The following is a 20,159-nucleotide window of genomic DNA, read 5'->3' on the forward strand; positions in this document are numbered from 1 at the left end:
GGGACATGAACGTCTGCTAGAACAGCCACGTGGAACCCCTGCGGCCCGGCGACCCCCGGCAGATCGGCCCCCACCGGCTGGAGGCGCGCCTCGGCTCGGGCGGGATGGGCCGGGTCTTCCTCGGCGCCTCGCCCGGCGGACGCCGGGTCGCGGTGAAGGTCATCGAGGCCGCGCACGCCGAGGACCCGCGCTACCGCCGCCGCTTCGCGCGCGAGATCGACGCCGCCCGCCGGGTCGGCGGCTTCCACACCGCGCCGGTCGTGGACGCCGACCCCGACGCGCCCGAACCGTGGCTCGCCACCGCCTTCATCCCCGGACCGTCGCTGCGCGAGGTGGTGGCCGCGCGCGGCCCCCTGGGCCGGGACGACCTGCGCGCGCTCGCGGCCGGGCTCGCCGAGGGCCTGACCGCGATCCACGGCCACGGCCTGGTGCACCGCGACCTGAAGCCGGAGAACGTGATCATGGCGGCGGACGGTCCCCGGATCATCGACTTCGGCGTCGCGCGGGCCGCCGACGCGACGTCCCTGACCTCGGCGGGCGTGGTCGTCGGCACCTACGCGTTCATGGCGCCCGAGCAGGTGCTCGGCGGGGCCGCCGGGCCGCCCGCCGACGTGTTCTCCTTCGGCTGCCTGCTCGCGTTCGCGGCGACCGGCAAGGGGCCGTTCGACGCCGGCACGATCCCGGCGATCGTGCACCGCGTGCTCAACGACGCGCCCGAGTTGGAGGCCGTCCCGGACGTCCTGCGGACGCTCGTCTCGGTCTGCCTCGCCAAGGACCCGGCGGCGCGTCCGACCGTCCGGCAGGTGCTCGACCACCTCACCGACCCGGACGCCGGCGCGCTCCCGAAGCCGAGCCTGGCCGCGCTGCTCAGCGCGCCGTCCGTCGAACCCGAGACGCTCGACGACCACGCCGCCGCGAACGAGCCCACGCATCCGGCGGCCACCATGGTCGCCACACGCCAGTACGCCCCGCCGCCCGTCCCGCTCACGCCGCCTGTGGACGTCCGGAGGCGCGCGCTGCTGATCGGAGGCGGCGCGGCCGTCGCGGCGGCGGCGATCGGCGTCCCGGCGGCGCTCCTGCTCACCGGCTCGGACGGCGAGAAGGCGCCCGCGAAGAAGAGTTCGCGGCTCGTCTCGTTCGTCTCGCCCGTCAAGACGCTCTCCGGCCACACGCAGGGCGTGCGGAACATCGCGTTCAGCCCGGACGGCCGGTACCTCGCCAGCGGAAGCGACGACTCGACCGTCATCATCTGGGACGTCGCCGCCGGGAACGCCGCCCGTACGCTGCGCGGACACACGTCCAGCGTGCTCGGCGTCGCGTTCAGCCCGGACGGACGCACCGTCGCCAGCGCGGCGCTCGACCGGACGGTCCGGCTGTGGGACGCCGGCACCGGCACGCTCAGGCGGACCCTCCCGACCGAGCAGTTCGGCCCGCTCTCGCTCGCGTTCAGCCCGGACGGCAGGTTCCTCGCGGGCTGCAATCCCGACATCTGGATCTGGGACGCCGCGAGCGGCCGCAAGCTCCGCACCCTGACCGGAAGCGGGAACGCGGGCATGGACGACGTGGCGTTCAGCCCCGACGGGCGCACCGTCGCCGCCGTCACCGACGGATTCTACAAGAGGGCGCCCGGCAGCAGCGTCCTGATGTACGACCCGGCGACCGGACGCCGCACGCGCACGCTCGTCGGGCACAAGGACAGCGTCCGCGCGCTCGCGTTCCTGCCCGACGACCGGACGTGCGCGAGCGGCGGGAACGAGGGGATCGTCCGGATCTGGGACTTCCCGGCCGGACGGACGACCGCGACGATCACCGTGGGCGGCGGCGTGATCCGGAGCCTCGCGGTCACCCCGGACGGCCGCACGCTCGCCACCGGGAACAGCGACCGGACCGTCCGGCTCTTCGACCTCGCCACCCGCGCCCCGGCAGGGACGCTGACCGGCCCCGCCTCCGGGATCGAGTCGGTGAAGGTCAGCCCGGACGGCTCGCTCATCGCGGCGGGCTCGGGCGAGGGCTCGACCGCCGACCCCGCCGTCTACCTGTGGAAGGCCCGCTGATGCAGCCGCTGCGCCCCGACGACCCGCGCCAGGTCGGCGCGTACGCGCTGGAAGGGCGGCTCGGCGCGGGCGGCATGGGCGAGGTGTTCCTCGGCGTCTCACCGGGCGGACGGCGCGTCGCGGTGAAGCTGATCCGCGCCGAGTTCGCCGCCGACGCGCGGTTCCGGTCGCGGTTCGCGCGGGAGATCGAGGCGGCCCGGAAGGTCGGCGGCTTCCACACCGCGCAGGTCGTGGACGCCGATCCCGAGGCCGCGTCGCCGTGGATGGTCACCGCGTTCGTGCCGGGGCCGTCCCTGCGGCAGGTGATCCTGCACCAGGGGCCGCTGCCGCCGGACGAGGTGCGCCGCCTCGGCGCGGGCCTCGCCGAGGGCCTGAAGGCGATCCACGACAGCGGCCTGGTGCACCGCGACCTCAAGCCCGGCAACGTGATCATGTCGCCGGACGGGCCGCGCATCATCGACTTCGGCATCGCGCGCGCCGCGGACGCGACGTCCCTGACCTCGGCGGGCGTCGTCGTCGGAACGTTCTCGTTCATGTCGCCCGAGCAGGTCTGCGCGGAGGAGACCGGCCCGCCCGGCGACGTCTTCTCGCTCGGCTGCGTCCTCACCTACGCCGCGACCGGCCGCGGCCCGTTCGACGCCCCGACGATCCCGGCGATCGTCCACCGGATCACCAGCGGCCCGCCCACTTTGGACGGCCTGACCGGCGACCTGCGCGACCTGGTGGCCGCCTGCCTCGCCAAGGATCCGGCGCACCGTCCGACCGTCCCGCAGGTGATCGAGCGCCTGACCGCGCCGCTGCCGCAAGGCGTGCCGTCCGTCGCGCCTGTCCCGCCTCTCGCGCCTGTCCCGCCTCTCGCGCCGCCGGGCGGAGCGAAGCGGGCTCCTGGCGGCGTGTCCCGGCGGGCGGTGCTGATCGGCGGCGCGACGGCGGCGGCCGTCGCGGCAGTTGGCGTCCCGGCAGCCGTCCTGCTGTGGCCGGAGAGCGGATCGGCGGGCCAGGACGGCGTCCCCGCGACGCCGCTCGGCACGCCCGTTGCGACATCGCTGCCGAACACGGCGGTCGACATGCTGCAACTCGCGTTCAGTCCGGACGGCCGGCGGCTGACCGGCGTCGCGTTCGACCAGATCTGGACCTGGGACCTCGCCACCGGCAAGGGCAGGTCGACCGACTTCGGCCTCGACGACTGGCAGCGGCCCTACGCGCTCAGCTCGGACGGCCGGGTCGCGGCGGCGGCGGCGAGGAACGCGCCGGTCACGGTCCGCGACGCGGTGACCGGGAAGCCGCTCGGCGCCCTGCCGGCCGACGCGAAACCGCTGACCACCGCGCTCAGCCCGGACGGCCGCCTGCTCGCCTACCTCGGCCAGGACACCTCCCTCGCGATCTGGGACGTCGCCGCGAAGAAGGTCGTCAAGACCGTCCCGAACGCCGTCCGCAGCACCATGAGCCGCCTCCTGTTCAGCCCGGACGGGCGGGACGTCCTCGTCTGCGAGGGCGGAATCAGGCACGTCCGGGTCGCCGACCGGCCGGTCAGGGGCGCCACGCGCGGCGTGCCGAGCCCGGCCAGGGAGATCGGCGCGTCGGTCACGGCGGTCAGCCCGGACGGCTCGACCCTCGCGTCCGCCGCGTCCTCCGGCGACTACACGATCTCCCTCGGCCCGCCGGACGACCCGGACCACCGCAAGCTGTCGGGCGGCCACCGCGGCCAGATCACCTCGCTCGCGTTCAGCCCGGACGGCGGGATGCTCGTCAGCGGCGGCGAGGACGGCGCGATCTGCCTCTGGCACGTCCAGTACGCGCGCCAGATCGCCGCCGTGAGCGGCGACCCGAAGAAGGTCGAGTGCGTGACCTTCGCCCCGGACGGCCAGTCCTTCGCCAGCGGCGGCGGCAGCGGCGTCACCAGGATCTGGACCTTCCCCGCCCACTGACCCCGCCAAAAAGATCGAATACCCGCGAACCCTTCTCGCCCGTTCGTAGATCCAGACGCCCGCACCGGTCCCCGGGTTCGGGCCGGGCCGGGTCGTATTGATCACCTTCCGGGACGCCAACTCCGCCCGGCCGCCTCGCATCACACCCGGCACGGCGCGGTCACCGAGGACCGCGCACCGAGGACGGGACGGAACCCATGCGGAAGATCGTGATCACCGGGATGACGGCGGCGGCTCTGGCGCTCGGCCTGACCGCGTGCGGCGGCAACGGCGGAGGCGACGGCGGAGGGAAGCCCGCGGCGGCGCCGCCCGCCGCGTCCGCTCCCACGTCCGCCCCCACCTCCGGCGACACGACTCCCAGCAGCGCTCCCAGCAGCACTCCCGGCCACGGCTCCAACGGCCCGGACGGCGCCAAGACCCCGTCCGCACACCGTCCTCCGACGGCCCCCGAGAGCGGCCGGCGGACCAGGACGGTGTGGGGCAGGCTCACCTACGTCGCGCCGGGCAAGTTCAGCGTCGGCGGCGCCGTCTTCTTCACCGCCAACGGCACCGTCGTGTACGTCGCCGGAGGTAACTGCCCCGACGGGAGCGCCCCGCCCGCCGGTACCAGCAAGTGCTCGGCCATCGGCCTCGACGAGTGGGCCCAGGCCGCCCCGCACAACGTCTCCGTCCGCCTCATCGGGGATGCCGCCACCCGCATCACCGAGACCCAGTGACGGCCTCCCGCGACCCGCGCGCCGAGACGTGCGAAAGCCCCTCGACCGGCCGGTGACCGGGAGGGGCCTCCTTGCCGCCGCGGACGCTCAGACGGCGTCGGACAGGGCCTCGAACTCGGCGACGGTGAGGGTGATGCCGGCGGCTGCCACGTTCTCCTCCAGGTGGGCCACCCGCGACGTGCCGGGAATCGGGAGCATCACCGGGGAGCGGCGGAGCAGCCAGGCCAGGGCCAGCTGGCCGGGGGACGCGTCGTGGTCCTTGGCGGCCTTGTCGAGCGGACCGCCCGGACGGGCCAGCTCGCCGGTGGCGATCGGGAACCACGGGATGAAGGCGATCCCCTCGGCCTCCGCGTAGTCCAGGACGTCCTCGGACTTGCGGTTGGCCACGTTGTACAGGTTCTGCACGGACGCGATCTCGGTGACCGCGCGGGCCTGCTTCAGCTCGTCCACCGAGACCTCGGACAGGCCGATGTGCCGGATCTTGCCCTCCTCGCGGAGCTTGGCGAGCTCGCCCAGGGACTCCTCGACCGGCACCTTCGGGTCGATGCGGTGCAGCTGGTACAGGTCGATGGTCTCCACGCCCAGGTGGCGCAGGCTCAGCTCGGTCTGCTGGCGGAGGTACTCGGGACGCCCGACGGGGCGCCAGTCGTCCGGGCCGGAGCGGGTGAGGCCGCCCTTGGTCGCGATGACCAGGTCGTCGGCGTAGGGGTGCAGGGCCTTGCGGATGAGCTGCTCGCTCACGAACGGCCCGTACGAGTCGGCCGTGTCGATGAAGTTCACGCCCAGCTCGACGGCGCGGCGCAGCACCCGCACGGCCTCGTCCGGGTCGGCCGGGTCGCCCCAGACGCCGCGTCCGGTGATGCGCATCGCGCCGTAGCCGAGGCGGTTCACGGTGAGGTCGCCGCCGATCGCGAAGGCGCCGGACAGGTCGGCGGGCCGCTCGGTCGTGCTCTCGGTCATCTCAGTTCCCCATCCTTCGCAGAGGTGCTCCCGACAATGATGCAGCGTGCGGGCACGACGGGATCTTCCCGACGCCCGGTCATCAATAAATTGATTAATCACTGAGATACCCTCGGGGCATGTCGCTGCGCCACGCGGTCCTGGCCGCGCTCCTGGACGGCGAGGCGTCCGGCTACGACCTCGCCAAGAACTTCGACGCGGGGGTCGCCAACTTCTGGATGGCCACGCCGCAGCAGCTCTACCGCGAACTGCGGCGGATGTCGGGCGAGGGGCTGATCGAGGCGCGGATCGTCCAGCAGGAGCGGCGGCCCAACAAGCGGCTGTTCTCGCTCACCGAGGCGGGCCGCCGCGCGCTGCGCGGGTTCACCGCCGCGCCGCAGCGGCCGGGCGCGATCCGCGACGAGCTGATGGTCAAGGTCCAGGCCGTGGACGGCGGCGACGCCGAGGCGGTGATGGACGCGATCCGGGAGCGGATGTCCTGGGCCGAGGCCAAGATCGCGCGGTTCGAGCGACTCCGCGCGCGGCTCCTCGACGGGCGCACCGAAGCCGAGCACTTCGCCGAGGCCGATCGCGTCGGCCCCTACCTGACGCTCATGCGCGGCCTGGAGTTCGAGCGCGAGAACCTCCGCTGGGGCGAACGCGCCCTGGCCGTCCTCGAAGCGCGCCGCAGCCGCGTGACGTGACCGCGCGATCGGGCCCGACCCGGCCCGCTGCCGGTCACTCTTTCGTGGGGACGCCCGCGAACAGGTCGTCCTCGGGGAGCGTGACCGGGACGTCGGCCTTCGCCAGGTAGTAGTCCTCGGTCGGCCACACCTCGCGCTCGACGTCCCGGTCGTGCAGCATGAATCCGCTGTTCGGATCGACCTGTGTCGCGTGCGCGAGCAGCGCCTTGTCGCGCACGGAGAAGTACTCGGCGCACTCGATACGCGTCGTGAACTCCGGCGCGGGCACGTCCGCTGGGAACTCCTTCAGGACGTCCGTCATCGGCGACGGCAAACCGCGCGCGGTCATGCCGTCGTGCAGCGCCTGGAACCACGCTTTCGACAGAGCGCCGTGGTAGTACAGCTTGAGCGGCTGCCAGGGCTCGCCCGGGAAGCGGTCGGCGTCGCCTGCCGCGTCGAACGCAGCGACGGTCACCTCGTGCGTGCGCACGTGGTCGGGATGCGGATAGCCGCCGGTCTCGTCGTAGGTGACGACCACGTGCGGACGGAACTCACGAATCACCTCGACGAGGCGTTCCACGGACTCGTCCAGGGGTGCGAGCGCGAAACAGCCGTCCGGGAGAGCTTCGCCAGGCGCGGGCAGGCCCGAGTCGACGAACCCGAGGAAATGCTGCTGCACGCCGAGAATCGCACGTGCCGCGTCCATCTCCGCGCGCCGGATCTCGGCCAGCCTCTCCTGGACGCCCGGACGGTCCATCGCCGGGTTGAGGACGTCGCCGCGCTCGCCGCCCGTGCAGGTCACCACCAGCACCTCGACATCCTGCGCCGCGTACTTGGCCAGCGTCGCCGCGCCCTTGCTGGACTCGTCGTCGGGGTGGGCGTGCACGGTCATCAGTCGCAAGGTCATGCCTCGATTATTAGGTCAGACCTATCTACTTTGCAAGACCAAATTTAGGTTCGACATAAGCTCCTGCCCGGGCCGCGCAGCAGGCCGCGTGCGCGGCACGGTCGGCGACCGCCTCGTCCAGGGGATCGCCGCTGGCCAGGAAGCGGTAGTAGAGGGGCGCGGACACGGCGCGCACGACCTCCGACGCGTCCGTGCCCTCGGGGACCTCGCCGCGCTCGACGGCCTGCGTCACGCACGGCGCCCACTCGGCGATGCGCGCGGCGTAGAAGCGGTGCAGCGCCTCGGCGGTCCGCTCGTCGCCGGTCGCGGCGGCGATCACGGCCTTGAACAGCGCGCCCTGCCGCTCGTCGGTGAGCGTGGCGACGACGAGCCGGGCGTTCGCGCGCAGGTCGCCGTCCAGGGAGCCGGTCTCGGTCCGCGCGACGGACTGCTCGGCCATGTCCTCCAGCAGGTCGGCGACCAGGACGCGCGGGCTGCCCCAGCGGCGGTACACGGTCGTCTTGCCGACCTCGGCGCGGCGCGCGATCTCGGCGAGGTCGATGCCGTCGAAGCCGCACTCGATCAGCGCGTCCTCGGCGGCGCGCAGCACGGCGGCGCGCACCCGGGCGGTCCGCCCGCCGGGCCGCAGGGTGCCGGGCGCGGTCTCCGCATCAGCCATAACGGGACTCCAGTTTCATTTATGCGCGAGAGGTGGTACGGTCGAGCCCATCCTAACGGAACCACAGAACCGTTAACTGCTGGAGGCTCTCCATGGCAGTGTCCGCGTCCACCTCTACCGCGCTCCCCACCGCGCCGCCGCTGCGCATGACCGGACGGCAGCGGCTGCTGCTGACCCTGCTGCTCGGCGCGCAGTTCATGGTCGCCGTCGACTTCTCCATCCTCAACGTCGCGCTGCCCGAGGTCGGCGCCGGCCTCGGCTTCTCGCTGGCGAACCTCCAGTGGATCGCCACCGCGTTCGCGCTCGCCGCCGCCGGGTTCACCCTGCTGTTCGGCCGCCTCGCCGACCTCGCCGGACGCAAGCGGACGTTCATCGGCGGGATGGCCGTGCTCGGCGCGTCGTCCCTGCTCGGCGGCCTGGCGACCAGCCCCGAGATCCTGCTGACGGCGCGCGTCCTGCAGGGGCTCGCGACCGCCGCCGTCACGCCGACCGGACTCGCGCTGCTCACCACCGCGTTCCGCGAGGGGCCGCTGCGCGAGCGCGCGCTCGGCCTCAACGGCGCGCTCATGTCGGCCGGTTTCACCGCCGGGGCGATCCTGGGCGGGCTGCTGACGAGCCTGCTGTCCTGGCGCTGGGCGTTCCTGATCAACGTCCCGGTCGCCGCGCTGGTGGTGGCGCTCGCGCCGCGGACGATCGCCGACGCCCGGCCGGCGGTCCGGCCCCGGCTGGACGTCCCGGGCGCGGTCTCGGTCACCGGCGGCCTGCTGCTGCTCGTGTTCGGCCTGACCCGCGCGGGCGAGCACGGCTGGACCGCCCCGGCCACGCTCGCCTCGCTCGCCGCCGGCGCCGTCCTGGTCGCCGCGTTCTGGTCCGTCGAGAAGCGCGCCGCCGAGCCGCTCGTCCCGACCGCGCTGCTGCGCCGGCGGACGGTCGTGTGGGGCAACACCGCCGGGCTCGTCGCGTTCGTGACCGAGACCTCGCTGGTCTTCCTGCTCACGCTCTACCTGCAGAAGGTGCTCGGCTACTCGCCGCTCGCGACCGGGCTGGCGTTCGGCGTCCTCGGGCTCGGCACCGTCCTCGGCGGCACCCTCGGCGGACGCGTCGTCGGCCGGCACGGCACCCGCGCCACCATCCTCGCGGGCGGCCTCGTCCAGGCGGCGGCGACCGCGACGCTGATCGCGCTCGGCACCTCGCACGCCTGGATCGCACTGCTCCTCGCGGCGACCTTCGCTGGCGGCGTCGGCAACATGCTGATGATCGTCGCCTTCATGGTGACCGCGACCTCCGGGCTGTCCGACGCCGACCAGGGCCGGGCGACCGGCATCGCGACCATGACCCAGCAGATCGGCATCACGCTCGGCACGCCGATCATGAGCACCGTGGTGATCGCGAGCTCCACCGCCGCGGACGTCCTGCCCGGCATCCGCGTCGCGATCGGCGTCAACGCGGCGCTGGTCGTCGCCGGAGCCGTCCTCGCCGCCGCCTCCCTCCGGCGCTCCCGCTGAGCACCCGCCGAACCCGATCGACCCGGCCGCCGGTCACACGGCCGGGTCGATCGCCTGCGCGCCGGGTCGACTGCCCGCACGCCGGGTCGACCGCCCGCACGCCGGGTCGATCGCCTGCGCGCGGGGTGGATCGCCTGCGCGGCGGGCGGCGCGCCCCTGCCGGTTGTAGGTTCGGAAGCCGCGTCCACCACCGGCCGTCGTACGGGGAGCTGCATGGACCTGGATCTCGCGGCCGTCCGCGCCTTCGTCGCCGTGGTCGAGGAGCGCTCGTTCAGCCACGCGGCCGACCGGCTCGGCGTCAGCCAGCAGGCGGTGTCCAAGCGCGTCGCGAAGCTGGAGGCCGGGCTCGGCACGCCGCTGATCCTCCGCGAGCGCGGCGGTGCCGCGCCGACCTCCGCCGGACGCGCGCTCCTCGACTCCGCCCGCGCGCTGCTCGGCCTCGCCGACCGGATGGTGACGCTCGCCGGGGAGCGCCTGCGGACGCTGCGGGTGGACGTGCACCACACCTGGCTCGCGTCGATCGACCTGGCCACGGGCTTCCACGAGTCCGCACCGGACGTCGGGCTCGACATCGTCTCCTCGGGCGGGCTCGCCGCCGGGCTCCCGGCGCTGCTCGCGGGCGAGACCGACGCGCTGTTCGGACGCGCGACCGGCCTGCCCGCGCAGGTCCGACGCGTCCCCGCCCTGCTCGAACCGCTCGTGCTGGTCGTCCGGCGTGACCATCCGTTCGCCGCGCGCGCCCTCCGCTCGCCCGGCGGCGGCCTGCCGATGTCGGACCTCGCGGGGACGACGGCCTGGATGCCGAGCGTCGAGCGGGACAGCGAGTGGGCGTCGTTCTACCGCCGCCTCGGAGCCGACTTCGGGATCGCCTACGACACGTCCGGGCCCGACTTCGGGCTGGAGGCGCTCATCGGACGCGTCGCCGCCGAGCCGTCCCGCTACACCTTCGCCGGGCACGGGACGCGGCTGCCCGCGCATCCGGACGTCGTCCGCGTCCCGCTCGCCGATCCGGTTCCGGTGTGGCCCTGGTCGCTGATGTGGCACGAGCCGGACTGCCATCCGGCGCTGCCCGCGCTCATCGCCTACGTCTCGGACGCCTACACGCCGCGCGATCCGTCCCGCCACTGGCTGCCGCCGGACGACCGGACCGCCTTTCCCAGCACCAGCACCGCCAGACCGGCGACGAGCCCGCACACGCCGTACCAGCCGAACCGCCCGAAGGCCTGCGCGCCGAGCCACGACCCGGCGCTCCCGCCGAGATACGCGCAGGTCATGTAGGCCGTGTTGAGGCGGCTGCGCTCGGAGTCGCGCAGCGCGTAGATGCGGACCTGGTTCGCGACCATCCCGGACTGCATCGCGACGTCCAGCACGAGGAACCCGGCGACGAGCCCGGCGAGGCCGATCGCGCCGCCGGCCGTCCCGATCGCCAGGACCAGCGCGGACGCCACGACCGCGACCATGCTGAGCCGGTTGACCGGGCCCGGCCCGTGCCGGTCGGCGAGGCGTCCCGCGACCGGCGTGCAGAACATCGTCGCCGCGTTGACCAGCGCGAGCAGGCCGACGGAACGGGTCGTCAGGCCGTATGCGGGACCGGTCAGCAGCAGCGCGACGCCCGTCCAGGCGGCCGAGAAGCCGCCGAAGATCGCGGCCTGGTAGAGGCACGACCGGCGCAGTTCCGGCTCGGTGCGCAGCAACCGGAGCGACGCGGCCAGCAGCGCCGGGTACCGCTCGCGCGAGGACGGCCGCGTCCGGGGCAGCACGCGGGCCAGGACCAGCGCCGACCCGAGCGTGAGCGCCGCCATCGCCAGGTAGGGCGCCCGCCAGCCGAGCCACTCGCCGGCGAACCCGCCGAGCGTGCGGGACAGCAGCATCCCGCCGATGGACCCGCCGAGCAGGATGCCGCTGGTCACGCCGCGCCGATCCGGTTCGACCAGGCCCGCCGCCATCGGCCCGAGGATCGGCGCGACGACCGTCACCGCGCCGACGAACGCGGACGCGGCGGCCAGCGGCGGCACGCCCGGCGCGGCACCGGCGGCGAGCAGCCCCGCCCCGGCCAGCGCGAGCAGCGTCACGACCAGCCGCCGGTGCGGCACGCGGTCGCCGAGCGGGACGAGCAGGAAGATCCCGGCCGCGTACCCGAACTGCGTCGCCGTGACGACGAGCGCGGCGGCGTCCGGCGAGACGCCCAGCCCGGACGCGATCGAGGGGCTGATCGCCTGCGGGAAGTACACGTTCCCCACGGCGACGCCGCACGCCAGCGCGAGCACCAGGACGACGCCGCGCCCGACGACGGGTCGCGTCTCGGTTTTCGGAAGAGTCAACGCCATGGCCCGAGTCCACGGCACCGAGGGGCAGGGGCCAACGAATGTAGCCTCTGGCTTAATGATCGGATACGAGCTCGACGTCGAGGACCTCGCCGACACCAGGTTCGCCCTCTCGCCGCTCCACGAGACGGTCATCAGCCTGCGCGTGCTGCGCGACCCCGGGCTGTCGGCGCTGCACCTGCCGTGGCGGCGGGCCGTCCTGCCGCGGATCGACGAGTCTGACCTGCGACTTCTCTTGTCGCTGGTCAGCACTCGCCGCACGTTGCCCGACTTCCTGACGCCGCGTCCGGACGAGTTCGCGCCCGCCTTCGAAGCCGAACTGGAGATCGTCCGGCGGACTCCGGACGAGACCGTCCGCCACGATCTGAAGGCCGCCCACGCCCCCGACACCCTGCCCGTCCCGCTGCACAATGCGGATGCAGCGGGGCTGCGTGAGGCGATCTGCGATGCCCTGCACCGGTACTGGGAGCTGGCCATCGCGCCGCACTGGACGCAGATGCGGCTCGTCCTCGAAGCGGACATGACCTACCGCGCGCGCCGCCTCGCCGTGGGCGGCGCGCGCCTGCTGTTCGCCGACATGCACCCGAACGTCCGCTGGCAGGACGGCGTCCTGCGCGTCAGCAAGATGATCAGCCGCTATGAGGTCGCCGCGCGGGGCCGGGGCCTGCTGCTCATGCCGTCGATCTTCGCCCACAAGCCGGCCCCGCCGGTGAGCCCGGACGAGCCGCCGATGCTGGCCTATCCGTGCCGGGGCGTCGGGACGCTGTGGGAGTCGCGCCCGCCGTCCGGGCCGTCCGGGCCGTCCGGACCGTCCGGGCCGTCCGCGCTGGACGACCTCGTCGGCGCGACCAAGGCCCGCCTGCTCGCCCTGCTCGCCGAGCCGCTGCCGACGGTCGAGCTGGCCCGCCGCCTGCGGGTCACGCCGAGCGCCGTCTCCCAGCACCTCCGCGTCCTGCACGCCACCGGCCTGGTGAGCCGGGCGCGCGACGGCAGGCAGGTGCTCTACCGCCGCACGCCCCTGGGCGACGGCCTGCTCAATCCGTGACGGCCTGTTCCGTCCGTGAGGGCCAGCCCGGTCCGTGACGGCCTGTTCCATCCGTGACAGCCTGGTCAGTCCGTGACCTCCGCCAGGCGGCGGACGGTCATGGGCTCGGCGAGGATCCCCGCGAACACCTGCTCGGCGTGCCGGAAGTGCGGCGTCGCGAAGTGCTCGGCGAGGGCGTCCGGGCCCGTCCACTCCTCGACGACGACCATCCGGGACGGGTCGTTCGGGTCCCCGTACGGCCGGTAGGCGAGGCATCCCGGCTCGTCCAGGGACGGTTCGATCATCGCCTCCAGGGCGGTGCGGAGCCGGTCCTCCTGGCCCCGCACCGCGCGGAGCTCCGCGACCACGAACAGGGTCGCGCCCGCCGCGCTCACGGGCGCGCCGGCCCGGTGCCCGCGCCGGACGCGGCGATCGCGTCGGCGATCTCGTCCAGGTCGGCCCGCGTCAGCTCGACCTCGGCCGCGCCGATCCAGCCGTCCACCTGGGCGGCCTTCCGCGCCCCGACGATCGCGCCGGTGATGCCCGGCCAGGCGAGCGTCCAGGCGATCGCGACCTCCGGAACCCCGACGCCGTGCCGCGCGGCGACCGGCCGCAGGGCCTCGGCGACGCGGAGGTTGGCGGCGAGCCCGGTGGTGAAGTCGGCGTGCCCGAGCCGCCAGTCGTCGGCGGGCAGGTTCGCGACCCGCTCGGCCGAGAACGTGCCGGTGAGCAGCCCGGACTGGAGCGGCGAGTAGGCGATCACGGCGGTGTCGTGCGCCCGCGCCCACGCGATCTCCGCGGCGGCCGAGCGGTTGATCGCCGAGAACGGCGGCTGGATCGCGTCCACGTGCGCGACCCGCTCGGCGGCCTCGAGCTGCTCGACCGAGTGGTTCGACAGGCCGATCGCGCGGACCTTGCCCTCGGCCTTGAGGTCGGCCATGACCTGCCAGTACTCCTCCAGCGGCGTCGCGTTCGGCGACACCGCGCCGGAGCCGTCGCCCGCGTACTCCAGCGACTCGCCGGTGTCGGGCCAGTGCACCTGGTAGAGGTCGATCCGCTCGACGCCGAGGCGGCGCAGCGAGTCCTCCAGCTCGCGCCGGACGCTGGCGGGCTTCATGATCCGGCGCGGCGCGGCGGCCGGGTCCGCCGGGTCCCAGACGAGCCCGGCCTTGGTGAACAGGTACGGACGGTCGGCCTCGGGCAGCCCGGCGACGGCCTTCCCGACCAGCTCCTCGGAGTGGCCGAGGCCGTAGACGGCGGCGGTGTCGATCCAGTTGACGCCGGACGTGACCGCGTGCCGGATGGCCTCGATCGACTCGGCGTCGTCGGTCGCGCCCCAGCTGAACTTCCAGCCCTGCCCGGACACCGCCCAGGAGCCGAAGCCGAGCCGGGTGACGTCCATGTCGGTGCGGCCGAAGCGAACGGTTTCAGTCATCTTCACAGTGCCTTCTCGCTCGGTGAGATCGGATGACCATCACTTTCGTCCGGTGCGGTCGGTCCACCCAGTGCCCGCGCGTGCCTGGGCACGGCGTGACCAGGCTGCGCCTTCCGCGGCCCGCGATACTGGGGGCATGGCACTGGACAGACGCGCGGAACTCGGCGAGTTCCTCCGGTCACGCCGGGCACGGCTGCGGCCCGAAGAGCTCGGACTGCCCGACTACGGGGGCCGCAGGCGCGTCCCCGGGCTGCGCCGCGAGGAGCTGGCCCGGCTGGCCGGGGTCAGCGTGGACCACTACGTCCGGCTGGAGCAGGGCCGGACGCTCCACTTCTCCGAAGAGGTGCTGGACGCCGTCGCCCGCGCGCTGCGCCTCAATCCGGACGAGCGCGAGCACCTGTTCCGGCTCGCCCGGCCGTGGACGGGGACGGACGCTCCGGCCGCGCCCCAGACCGTCCGGCCTGGGCTGCGGCGGCTGCTGGACGCGGCGTCCGACGTGCCCGCCTACATCGTCGGCCGCGACACCGACGTGCTCGCCTGGAACCGGCTCGCCGCGACGCTGATCACCGACTTCGGCGCGCTGCCGCCCGAGCGGCGCAACCTCGCCCGGCTCGTCTGCCAGGACGAGGGGATGCGCGCGCTCTACGCGGACTGGCCCGGCAAGATCGCCGACATCGCCGCCTACCTGCGGCTCGACGCGTCCCGGCACCCGGACGACCCGCGCACCGCCGCGCTGGTCGAGGAGCTGTCGGCGACCAGCCCCGAGTTCCGCGCCGCGTGGGCCGAGCACCAGGTCAAGGACAAGACGCACGGCCGCTACGTCTACCTGCACCCGGTCGTCGGACGCCTGGACCTCTCCTACGAGACCCTCCGCCTGCCCGACGACCCCGACCAGGCGCTCATCGCGCACACGGTCGAGGAGGGCTCGGCCTCGGAGGCGGCGCTGCGCCTGCTCGCCACGCTGTCCCAGCAGGAGGCGGCTCAGGCCGTCCGGGGCGTCACCAGCCCCGACTCGTAGGCGAGGACGACGAGCTGCGCCCGGTCCCGCGCGCCCAGCTTCATCATCGCCCGGTTGACGTGCGTCTTCGCGGTCACCGGGCTGATCGCCATCCGGACCGCGATCTCGTCGTTCGACAGGCCCTGCGCGACCAGCGCGACCGCCTCGCGCTCGCGGTTGGTCAGCTCCGCCAGGCCCGTCCCGGTGCCGGCGCGCGGCGGCCGGGCGACGTACTGGCCGATCAGCCGCCGGGTGATGGACGGCGCGAGCAGCGCGTCGCCGCGCGCCGCGACCCGCACCGAGTGCAGCAGGTCCTCCGGCTCGATGTCCTTGACCAGGAACCCGGCGGCCCCGGCGCGCAGCGCGTTGAAGACGTACTCGTCGAAGCCGTAGTTGGTGAGGATCACGACGTGCACCCCGCCGAGCGCCGGGTCGGCGGCGATGCGGCGGGTCGTCTCGATGCCGTCCAGGACGGGCATCTGGATGTCCACGAGCGCGACGTCGGGCAGCCGCTCGCGGGCGAGCGCGAGGCCCTCCGCGCCGTCGGCGGCCTCGGCCACGACCTCGATGTCGTCCTCGGCGTCGAGCAGCGCGCGGAACCCGCCGCGCAGCAGCGGCTGGTCGTCCACCAGCAGGACGCGGATCACGACGGTCCTCCCACGGGCAGCTCCGCCTCGACGCTGAACCCGCCCTCGCCGCGCGGTCCGGCGCGCAGCCGGCCGCCGAGCGCGGTGACCCGCTCGCGCATCCCGAGCAGCCCGACGCCGGGGACGGGCGCGGTTCCCGGCCCGGCCTTCCCGTCGTCGTCCACGCGGATCGCGAGCACCCCCGGCCGGTAGCCGATCACGATGGACGCCGTGGTCGCCGCCGCGTGCCGCGCGGTGTTCGTCAGCGACTCCTGGACGATCCGGTAGGCCGTCCGGTCCACCTCGGTCGGCACGTCCCGCCGCTGGCCCTCGATCGTCAGGGTCGTCGCGAGGCCCGTCCCGCGGGCGCGTTCGACCAGCTCGGGCACGTGGTCGAGGCCGTGCGCCGGGGTGGACGCGTCGTCCCGCAGCGTCTCCAGCGTGGCGCGCAGCTCGCGGGTCGCCTCGCGCCCGGCCTCCTGGATCGCGAGCAGCGCCTCGGGCACCCGCTCGCCGCGCTTGCGGGCGAGATGGACCGCGACCCCGGCCTGCACCTTGATGATCGAGATCTGGTGGGTGAGCGAGTCGTGCAGCTCGCGCGCGATGTGGAGGCGCTCCTCGCTCGCCCGCAGGCGCGCGGTCTCCTCGCGGGTGCGCTCCGCCTCGTCCGCGCGCCGCTCGGCCTGCCGCAGCGCCTCGCCGGCGGCCCCGGCGGCGATCAGCCACGCGATCTCCAGCACGCCCCGCGCCTGCGCGGCGGCCTCGCTCAGCGACCAGCCGTGCGGCGAGACCAGCGCCGCGAGCGGCAGCGTGAGCAGCAGCGTCACCGACGCCGCGATCGTGACGGTCCGGTACCCGGCGCGGACGGCCGCGTACACCGCGAACAGGAACGCGACGGCCGGCACCTCGAAACCGACCGCCTGGTAGCCCGCCACGCACGTCCACGTCGCGCCGAGCACGGCCACCGGCGCCCGGCGGACGAACGCCAGCGCCAGCCCGCTGCCCGCGATCAGCACGTACCCGAGGACGTCCAGGCGGGTGGCGGGACGCCCCTCGGCGAACGCGGTGATCAGCAGGGCCGCCGCCAGCAGGAACGCGACGAGCCGGTCCCGGCTCCTGGCCCAGACGGCGGGCAGTCCGGTGGTCATGCCCGCAACCTAGCCGGAACCGGACCCGCGCACCTCCTGCCCGCGGACGAGCGGCGATCTACCGCGAACGCGGTACATCGACCGCGTCCGCAGCAGGAACGGTAATGAATTGCGGCGCACGCCGTAGCGCGAATTGCCTTCGCCGGGCGGACGCGCCGCGCGAATTCGGCGTGGATCATCAATTCCGTCCAGCCGCGACGAAGAACGGCCCAAGGAGTTGACGATGACGACCGAGACTGCCCGCGAGGACGGCCTCCTCGCGGGGCTCGCCCGCTTCTGCCACCGGCGCAGACGCCTGGTCCTGCTGCTCTGGATCGCGGGCGTGCTCGCGGTGGCGTTCGCCGGTTTCGGCTTCGGCGCCGCCTCCGACAACGATTTCTCCGGCAGCGGATCGGAATCCGCGAAGGCGCAGAAACTGATCGAGCGGCATTTCCCGGAACAGCAGGGGGACACCCTCACGCTGGCGGTGAAGGCGGACCGGGGCATCGACGATCCGGCCGTCCGGCGGAAGATCGAGAAGGTCGTCGCCACCCTGGACGCCTCGCCCGTCACCGGCCCGGTCGTCTCGCCCTACCGGAACCCGGCCCTGGTGACCAAGGACCGCCGGATCGCGCGCACGACGATCCCGCTGACCAGCCAGAACGTGAAGGCGAGCGAGGTCCGGCCGCTCGTCACGGCCGTCAAGGACGCGTCGGGCGGCGGCGTCGCCTTCGGCCTCGGCGGGGACATGGCGCAGAAGGCCGAGACGCCCGGGCAGGGGCCGGGCGAGGCCGTCGGCGTGCTCGCGGCGGCGGTGATCCTGTTCATCGCGTTCGGCTCGCTGGTCGCGATGGGCCTGCCGATCGTGACCGCGCTGATGGCGATCGTCGGCGGGATCGCGCTGATGAAGCTCGTCGGGTACGTCTTCCCCGCGCCGGACTTCACCGTCGTCGTCTCCGCGCTCATCGGGCTCGGCGTCGGCATCGACTACGCGCTGTTCATCGTGACCCGCTACAAGGAGGCGCTGCGCGACGGCGACGCGCCCGAGGCCGCGACGGTGAAGGCCGTCACCACGGCCGGGCACGCGGTGCTGTTCGCCGGAACGACCGTCGTGATCGCGCTGCTCGGCCTGGTCGCGATGGGCCAGCGGCTGATGACGGGCGTCGCCATCGCCGCGTCGGTGACCGTGCTGGTCACGATGGTCGCGGCCGTGACGCTGCTGCCGGCCTTCCTCGGCTTCGCCGGACACCGGATCAACTCGCTGCGCCTGCCCCGCCGGACGAGCCGCGCCGACCGCCACGATCCCGCCCGACCGAGCCGGACGCGCCGGACGCGCCGGACGCCCGCCGAGCGCTGGGCCGCACTGGTGCAGCGGCGGCCGTGGGTCGCCGCCGTCCTGGCCGGCACCGGGCTGCTCGTCCTGGCCGCGCCCACGCTGTCGATGCGGCTGAGCCTGCCCGACGCCAGCGTCCAGCCGCACGACCGGAGCAGCTACGCGTCCTACCGGATCCTCTCCGAGGGCTTCGGACCGGGCTACGGCGCGCCGTTCGTGTTCGCCGCGCCCGTCGCCTCGAAGGACGCCGACCTGCGGCCGATCGTGCAGGCGGTCGCCGGGACGGACGGCATCGCCTCCGTCACGCCGCCGCAGATCAGCGCGGACGGCCGGGCCGCCGTCTTCATGGCCTTCCCCAAGACCGGCTACCAGGACGAGGCGACCCCGCGCCTGGTGCACGAACTCCGCGACGACGTCCTGCCGAACGTCCCCGGCGGCGAGGACGTGCACCTCGGCGGGCCGAACGCCGTCACGATCGACTTCTCGGACGCGGTGAGCGCCCGGCTGCCGTACATGATCGCGATCGTGCTGGCGCTGTCCCTGGTGCTGCTGGTGGCGCTCGTCCGGTCGGTGACGATCGCGCTCCAGGCGGCCGTGATGAACCTGCTCTCGATCGGGGCCGCGTACGGGGTGCTGGTCGCGATCGTCCAGTGGGGCTGGCTCGGCACGGCCCTCGGCTTCCCCACCTCGATGCCGGTCACGAGCTGGGTGCCGATGATGATGTTCCCGATCCTGTTCGGGCTGTCCATGGACTACGAGGTCTTCCTGATCTCGCGGGTCCGCGAGGAGTACGTCCGGACCGGCGAGACCCGGACGGCCGTGGCGCGCGGCCTGGCCCGCACCGCCAAGGTCATCACGGCCGCCGCCGGCATCATGATCGCCGTCTTCACCACGTCCCTGCTCGGCCCGGACGTCGCGGTCAAGCAGATCGGGCTCGGGATGTCCGTCGCGGTCCTCGTGGACGCCACGATCGTCCGGCTCGTCCTGGTCCCGGCCGTGATGGAGCTGTGCGGCAAGGCGAACTGGTGGATGCCGGGCCGCCGCACGAACCCGCAGGCCGCCCCCTCCCCAAAGGAACCCGCCGCCGTCTGACCGGCACGGCGTCCCGGAGCGCGGAAGGCATTCGCCTCCCGCGCTCCGTCACATCCGCCCCTGGACAGCCACTGAACAACTGTTTAGTGTGCTGTACGTGCGTTCAGTTTCCGAGGATCGGACGATGCGGGCCCGGCTCCGCGACGAGGCGCTGCGGCTGTTCGCCGAGCACGGCCCCGACGCGGTGTCCGTGCGGCAGATCGCGGCGGCGGCCGGGGCCTCGCCCGCGCTGGTCGTGCACCACTTCGGCTCCAAACAGGGTCTCCGGGACGCCGTGGACGAGCACGTCGTCGCGCTGTTCGAGGCGCTGCTCGCCGAGGTCGCGACCGGCGAGCACGCCGGCGAGCTGCTCGCCCCGCCCGCAGCCGGAGCCACCTCGACACCCACCTCGGCACCCACCTCGGCCCCCGCGCCAGCGCCCGCGTCGGCGCCCGCGTCGGTGGGTGAGTTGTTGGCCGCTCACCTGCCGCCGGACTCGCCCGTCCCGGCGTACCTGCGGCGGCTGCTGCTCACCGACTCCGAGGCGGGCCGCGCGGTGTTCCGCCGCCTCTACGAGCTGTCCCGCGCCACGCTGTCGGCGCTGGTCGCGGCGGGCCTGGCCGATCCCGGCCGGGACCCGGCCGTCCGGGCGGCGTTCCTGCTGGCCAACGACCTGGCCGTGCTGCTGCTGAGGGACCGGATCGCCGACGTGCTGGGCCTCGACCCGCTGTCGGCCGAGGGCATGGACCGCTGGGCGGGCGAGCTGCTCACCGTCTACGGCGGCGGGCTCACGGCCCCGCCCCCCGAAGAACGGCGATGACCTGGAGAACGG

General features: G+C 74.1%; 17 protein-coding genes and 1 pseudogene. 10 read left to right on the forward strand and 8 right to left on the reverse strand.

The genetic code is table 11. From position 1 onward, the window contains the following. Window positions 1-29 precede the first annotated feature (29 nt). From ACFPCY_RS15130 to ACFPCY_RS15140, 3 genes are all read left to right on the forward strand, one after another. On the forward strand, window positions 30-2,054 hold the full coding sequence (locus tag ACFPCY_RS15130; RefSeq protein ID WP_378255515.1) for a WD40 repeat domain-containing serine/threonine protein kinase: 2,025 nt from the start codon (window positions 30-32) through the stop codon (window positions 2,052-2,054). Beyond that, window positions 2,054-3,982 carry a WD40 repeat domain-containing serine/threonine protein kinase gene (locus ACFPCY_RS15135; RefSeq protein ID WP_378255517.1) on the forward strand — a complete coding sequence of 643 codons (1,929 nt, stop codon included), beginning with the start codon at window positions 2,054-2,056 and terminating at the stop codon, window positions 3,980-3,982. The genes ACFPCY_RS15130 and ACFPCY_RS15135 overlap by 1 nt, the downstream gene beginning before the upstream one ends. A 197-nt stretch (window positions 3,983-4,179) precedes the next feature. Continuing rightward, window positions 4,180-4,698 carry a hypothetical protein gene (locus ACFPCY_RS15140; protein WP_378255518.1) on the forward strand — a complete coding sequence of 173 codons (519 nt, stop codon included), beginning with the start codon at window positions 4,180-4,182 and terminating at the stop codon, window positions 4,696-4,698. An 87-nt stretch (window positions 4,699-4,785) separates the two neighbouring features. Here ACFPCY_RS15140 and ACFPCY_RS15145 read toward each other — a convergent pair whose 3' ends face one another. Next, a complete protein-coding gene (locus ACFPCY_RS15145) occupies window positions 4,786-5,658 on the reverse strand; it encodes an aldo/keto reductase (RefSeq protein ID WP_378255520.1) in 873 nt (290 codons plus the stop codon). A gap of 119 nt (window positions 5,659-5,777) precedes the next feature. On the opposite strand from ACFPCY_RS15145, the gene ACFPCY_RS15150 reads away from it, so the two are divergent. Beyond that, window positions 5,778-6,341, forward strand: a complete 564-nt coding sequence (locus tag ACFPCY_RS15150; RefSeq protein WP_378255522.1) for a PadR family transcriptional regulator — start codon at window positions 5,778-5,780, stop codon at window positions 6,339-6,341. A 34-nt stretch (window positions 6,342-6,375) separates the two neighbouring features. On the opposite strand, the gene mca is transcribed toward ACFPCY_RS15150, so the two are convergent. Together mca and ACFPCY_RS15160 are read right to left on the reverse strand one after the other, a co-directional pair. Then, window positions 6,376-7,227 carry a mycothiol conjugate amidase Mca gene (gene mca, locus ACFPCY_RS15155; RefSeq protein ID WP_378255524.1) on the reverse strand — a complete coding sequence of 284 codons (852 nt, stop codon included), beginning with the start codon at window positions 7,225-7,227 and terminating at the stop codon, window positions 6,376-6,378. Between the two features lie 25 nt (window positions 7,228-7,252). Beyond that, the gene (locus ACFPCY_RS15160) at window positions 7,253-7,885 is read right to left on the reverse strand and encodes a TetR/AcrR family transcriptional regulator (RefSeq protein ID WP_378255526.1); all 633 of its coding nucleotides are present in this window, start codon (window positions 7,883-7,885) and stop codon (window positions 7,253-7,255) included. Window positions 7,886-7,977: 92 nt separating this feature from the next. Between ACFPCY_RS15160 and ACFPCY_RS15165 the strand changes: the two genes are divergently transcribed. Both ACFPCY_RS15165 and ACFPCY_RS15170 read left to right on the forward strand, forming a co-directional pair. Next, entirely contained in the window at window positions 7,978-9,390 is a 1,413-nt protein-coding gene (locus tag ACFPCY_RS15165; RefSeq protein ID WP_378255527.1) for an MFS transporter, read from the forward strand. Window positions 9,391-9,603: 213 nt separating this feature from the next. Then, window positions 9,604-10,473: pseudogene (locus ACFPCY_RS15170) on the forward strand (LysR family transcriptional regulator); the annotation flags it as partial. 14 nt (window positions 10,474-10,487) lie between these two features. On the opposite strand, the gene ACFPCY_RS15175 reads toward ACFPCY_RS15170, so the two are convergent. After that, window positions 10,488-11,717, reverse strand: a complete 1,230-nt coding sequence (locus ACFPCY_RS15175; protein WP_378255529.1) for an MFS transporter — start codon at window positions 11,715-11,717, stop codon at window positions 10,488-10,490. A gap of 55 nt (window positions 11,718-11,772) precedes the next feature. On the opposite strand from ACFPCY_RS15175, the gene ACFPCY_RS15180 reads away from it, so the two are divergent. Next, the gene (locus ACFPCY_RS15180) at window positions 11,773-12,759 is read left to right on the forward strand and encodes an ArsR/SmtB family transcription factor (protein WP_378255531.1); all 987 of its coding nucleotides are present in this window, start codon (window positions 11,773-11,775) and stop codon (window positions 12,757-12,759) included. A gap of 65 nt (window positions 12,760-12,824) precedes the next feature. On the opposite strand, the gene ACFPCY_RS15185 is transcribed toward ACFPCY_RS15180, so the two are convergent. Both ACFPCY_RS15185 and ACFPCY_RS15190 read right to left on the reverse strand, forming a co-directional pair. Then, on the reverse strand, window positions 12,825-13,133 hold the full coding sequence (locus ACFPCY_RS15185; RefSeq protein ID WP_378255533.1) for a putative quinol monooxygenase: 309 nt from the start codon (window positions 13,131-13,133) through the stop codon (window positions 12,825-12,827). Continuing rightward, window positions 13,130-14,173, reverse strand: coding sequence for an aldo/keto reductase (locus ACFPCY_RS15190; RefSeq protein ID WP_378255535.1), 1,044 nt, complete (start codon window positions 14,171-14,173; stop codon window positions 13,130-13,132). Before ACFPCY_RS15190 ends, ACFPCY_RS15185 begins: the two co-directional genes overlap by 4 nt. 136 nt (window positions 14,174-14,309) lie before the next feature. On the opposite strand from ACFPCY_RS15190, the gene ACFPCY_RS15195 reads away from it, so the two are divergent. Then, entirely contained in the window at window positions 14,310-15,191 is an 882-nt protein-coding gene (locus tag ACFPCY_RS15195) for a helix-turn-helix transcriptional regulator (protein ID WP_378255536.1), read from the forward strand. On the opposite strand, the gene ACFPCY_RS15200 is transcribed toward ACFPCY_RS15195, so the two are convergent. Both ACFPCY_RS15200 and ACFPCY_RS15205 read right to left on the reverse strand, forming a co-directional pair. Next, the gene (locus ACFPCY_RS15200; protein WP_378255538.1) at window positions 15,155-15,817 is read right to left on the reverse strand and encodes a response regulator; all 663 of its coding nucleotides are present in this window, start codon (window positions 15,815-15,817) and stop codon (window positions 15,155-15,157) included. The two genes, ACFPCY_RS15195 and ACFPCY_RS15200, sit on opposite strands and share 37 nt — an antisense overlap. Further along, entirely contained in the window at window positions 15,814-16,944 is a 1,131-nt protein-coding gene (locus ACFPCY_RS15205; RefSeq protein WP_378255540.1) for a sensor histidine kinase, read from the reverse strand. Before ACFPCY_RS15205 ends, ACFPCY_RS15200 begins: the two co-directional genes overlap by 4 nt. A gap of 223 nt (window positions 16,945-17,167) precedes the next feature. Between ACFPCY_RS15205 and ACFPCY_RS15210 the strand changes: the two genes are divergently transcribed. Both ACFPCY_RS15210 and ACFPCY_RS15215 read left to right on the forward strand, forming a co-directional pair. After that, window positions 17,168-19,348 (forward strand): MMPL family transporter, encoded by a 2,181-nt coding sequence (locus ACFPCY_RS15210; protein ID WP_378255541.1) that lies wholly within the window; start codon window positions 17,168-17,170, stop codon window positions 19,346-19,348. 124 nt (window positions 19,349-19,472) lie between these two features. After that, on the forward strand, window positions 19,473-20,147 hold the full coding sequence (locus ACFPCY_RS15215) for a TetR/AcrR family transcriptional regulator (protein ID WP_378255542.1): 675 nt from the start codon (window positions 19,473-19,475) through the stop codon (window positions 20,145-20,147). Window positions 20,148-20,159 lie beyond the last annotated feature (12 nt).

Source organism: Actinomadura gamaensis (genome assembly GCF_042652125.1).
Taxonomy (GTDB): domain Bacteria; phylum Actinomycetota; class Actinomycetes; order Streptosporangiales; family Streptosporangiaceae; genus Spirillospora; species Spirillospora gamaensis.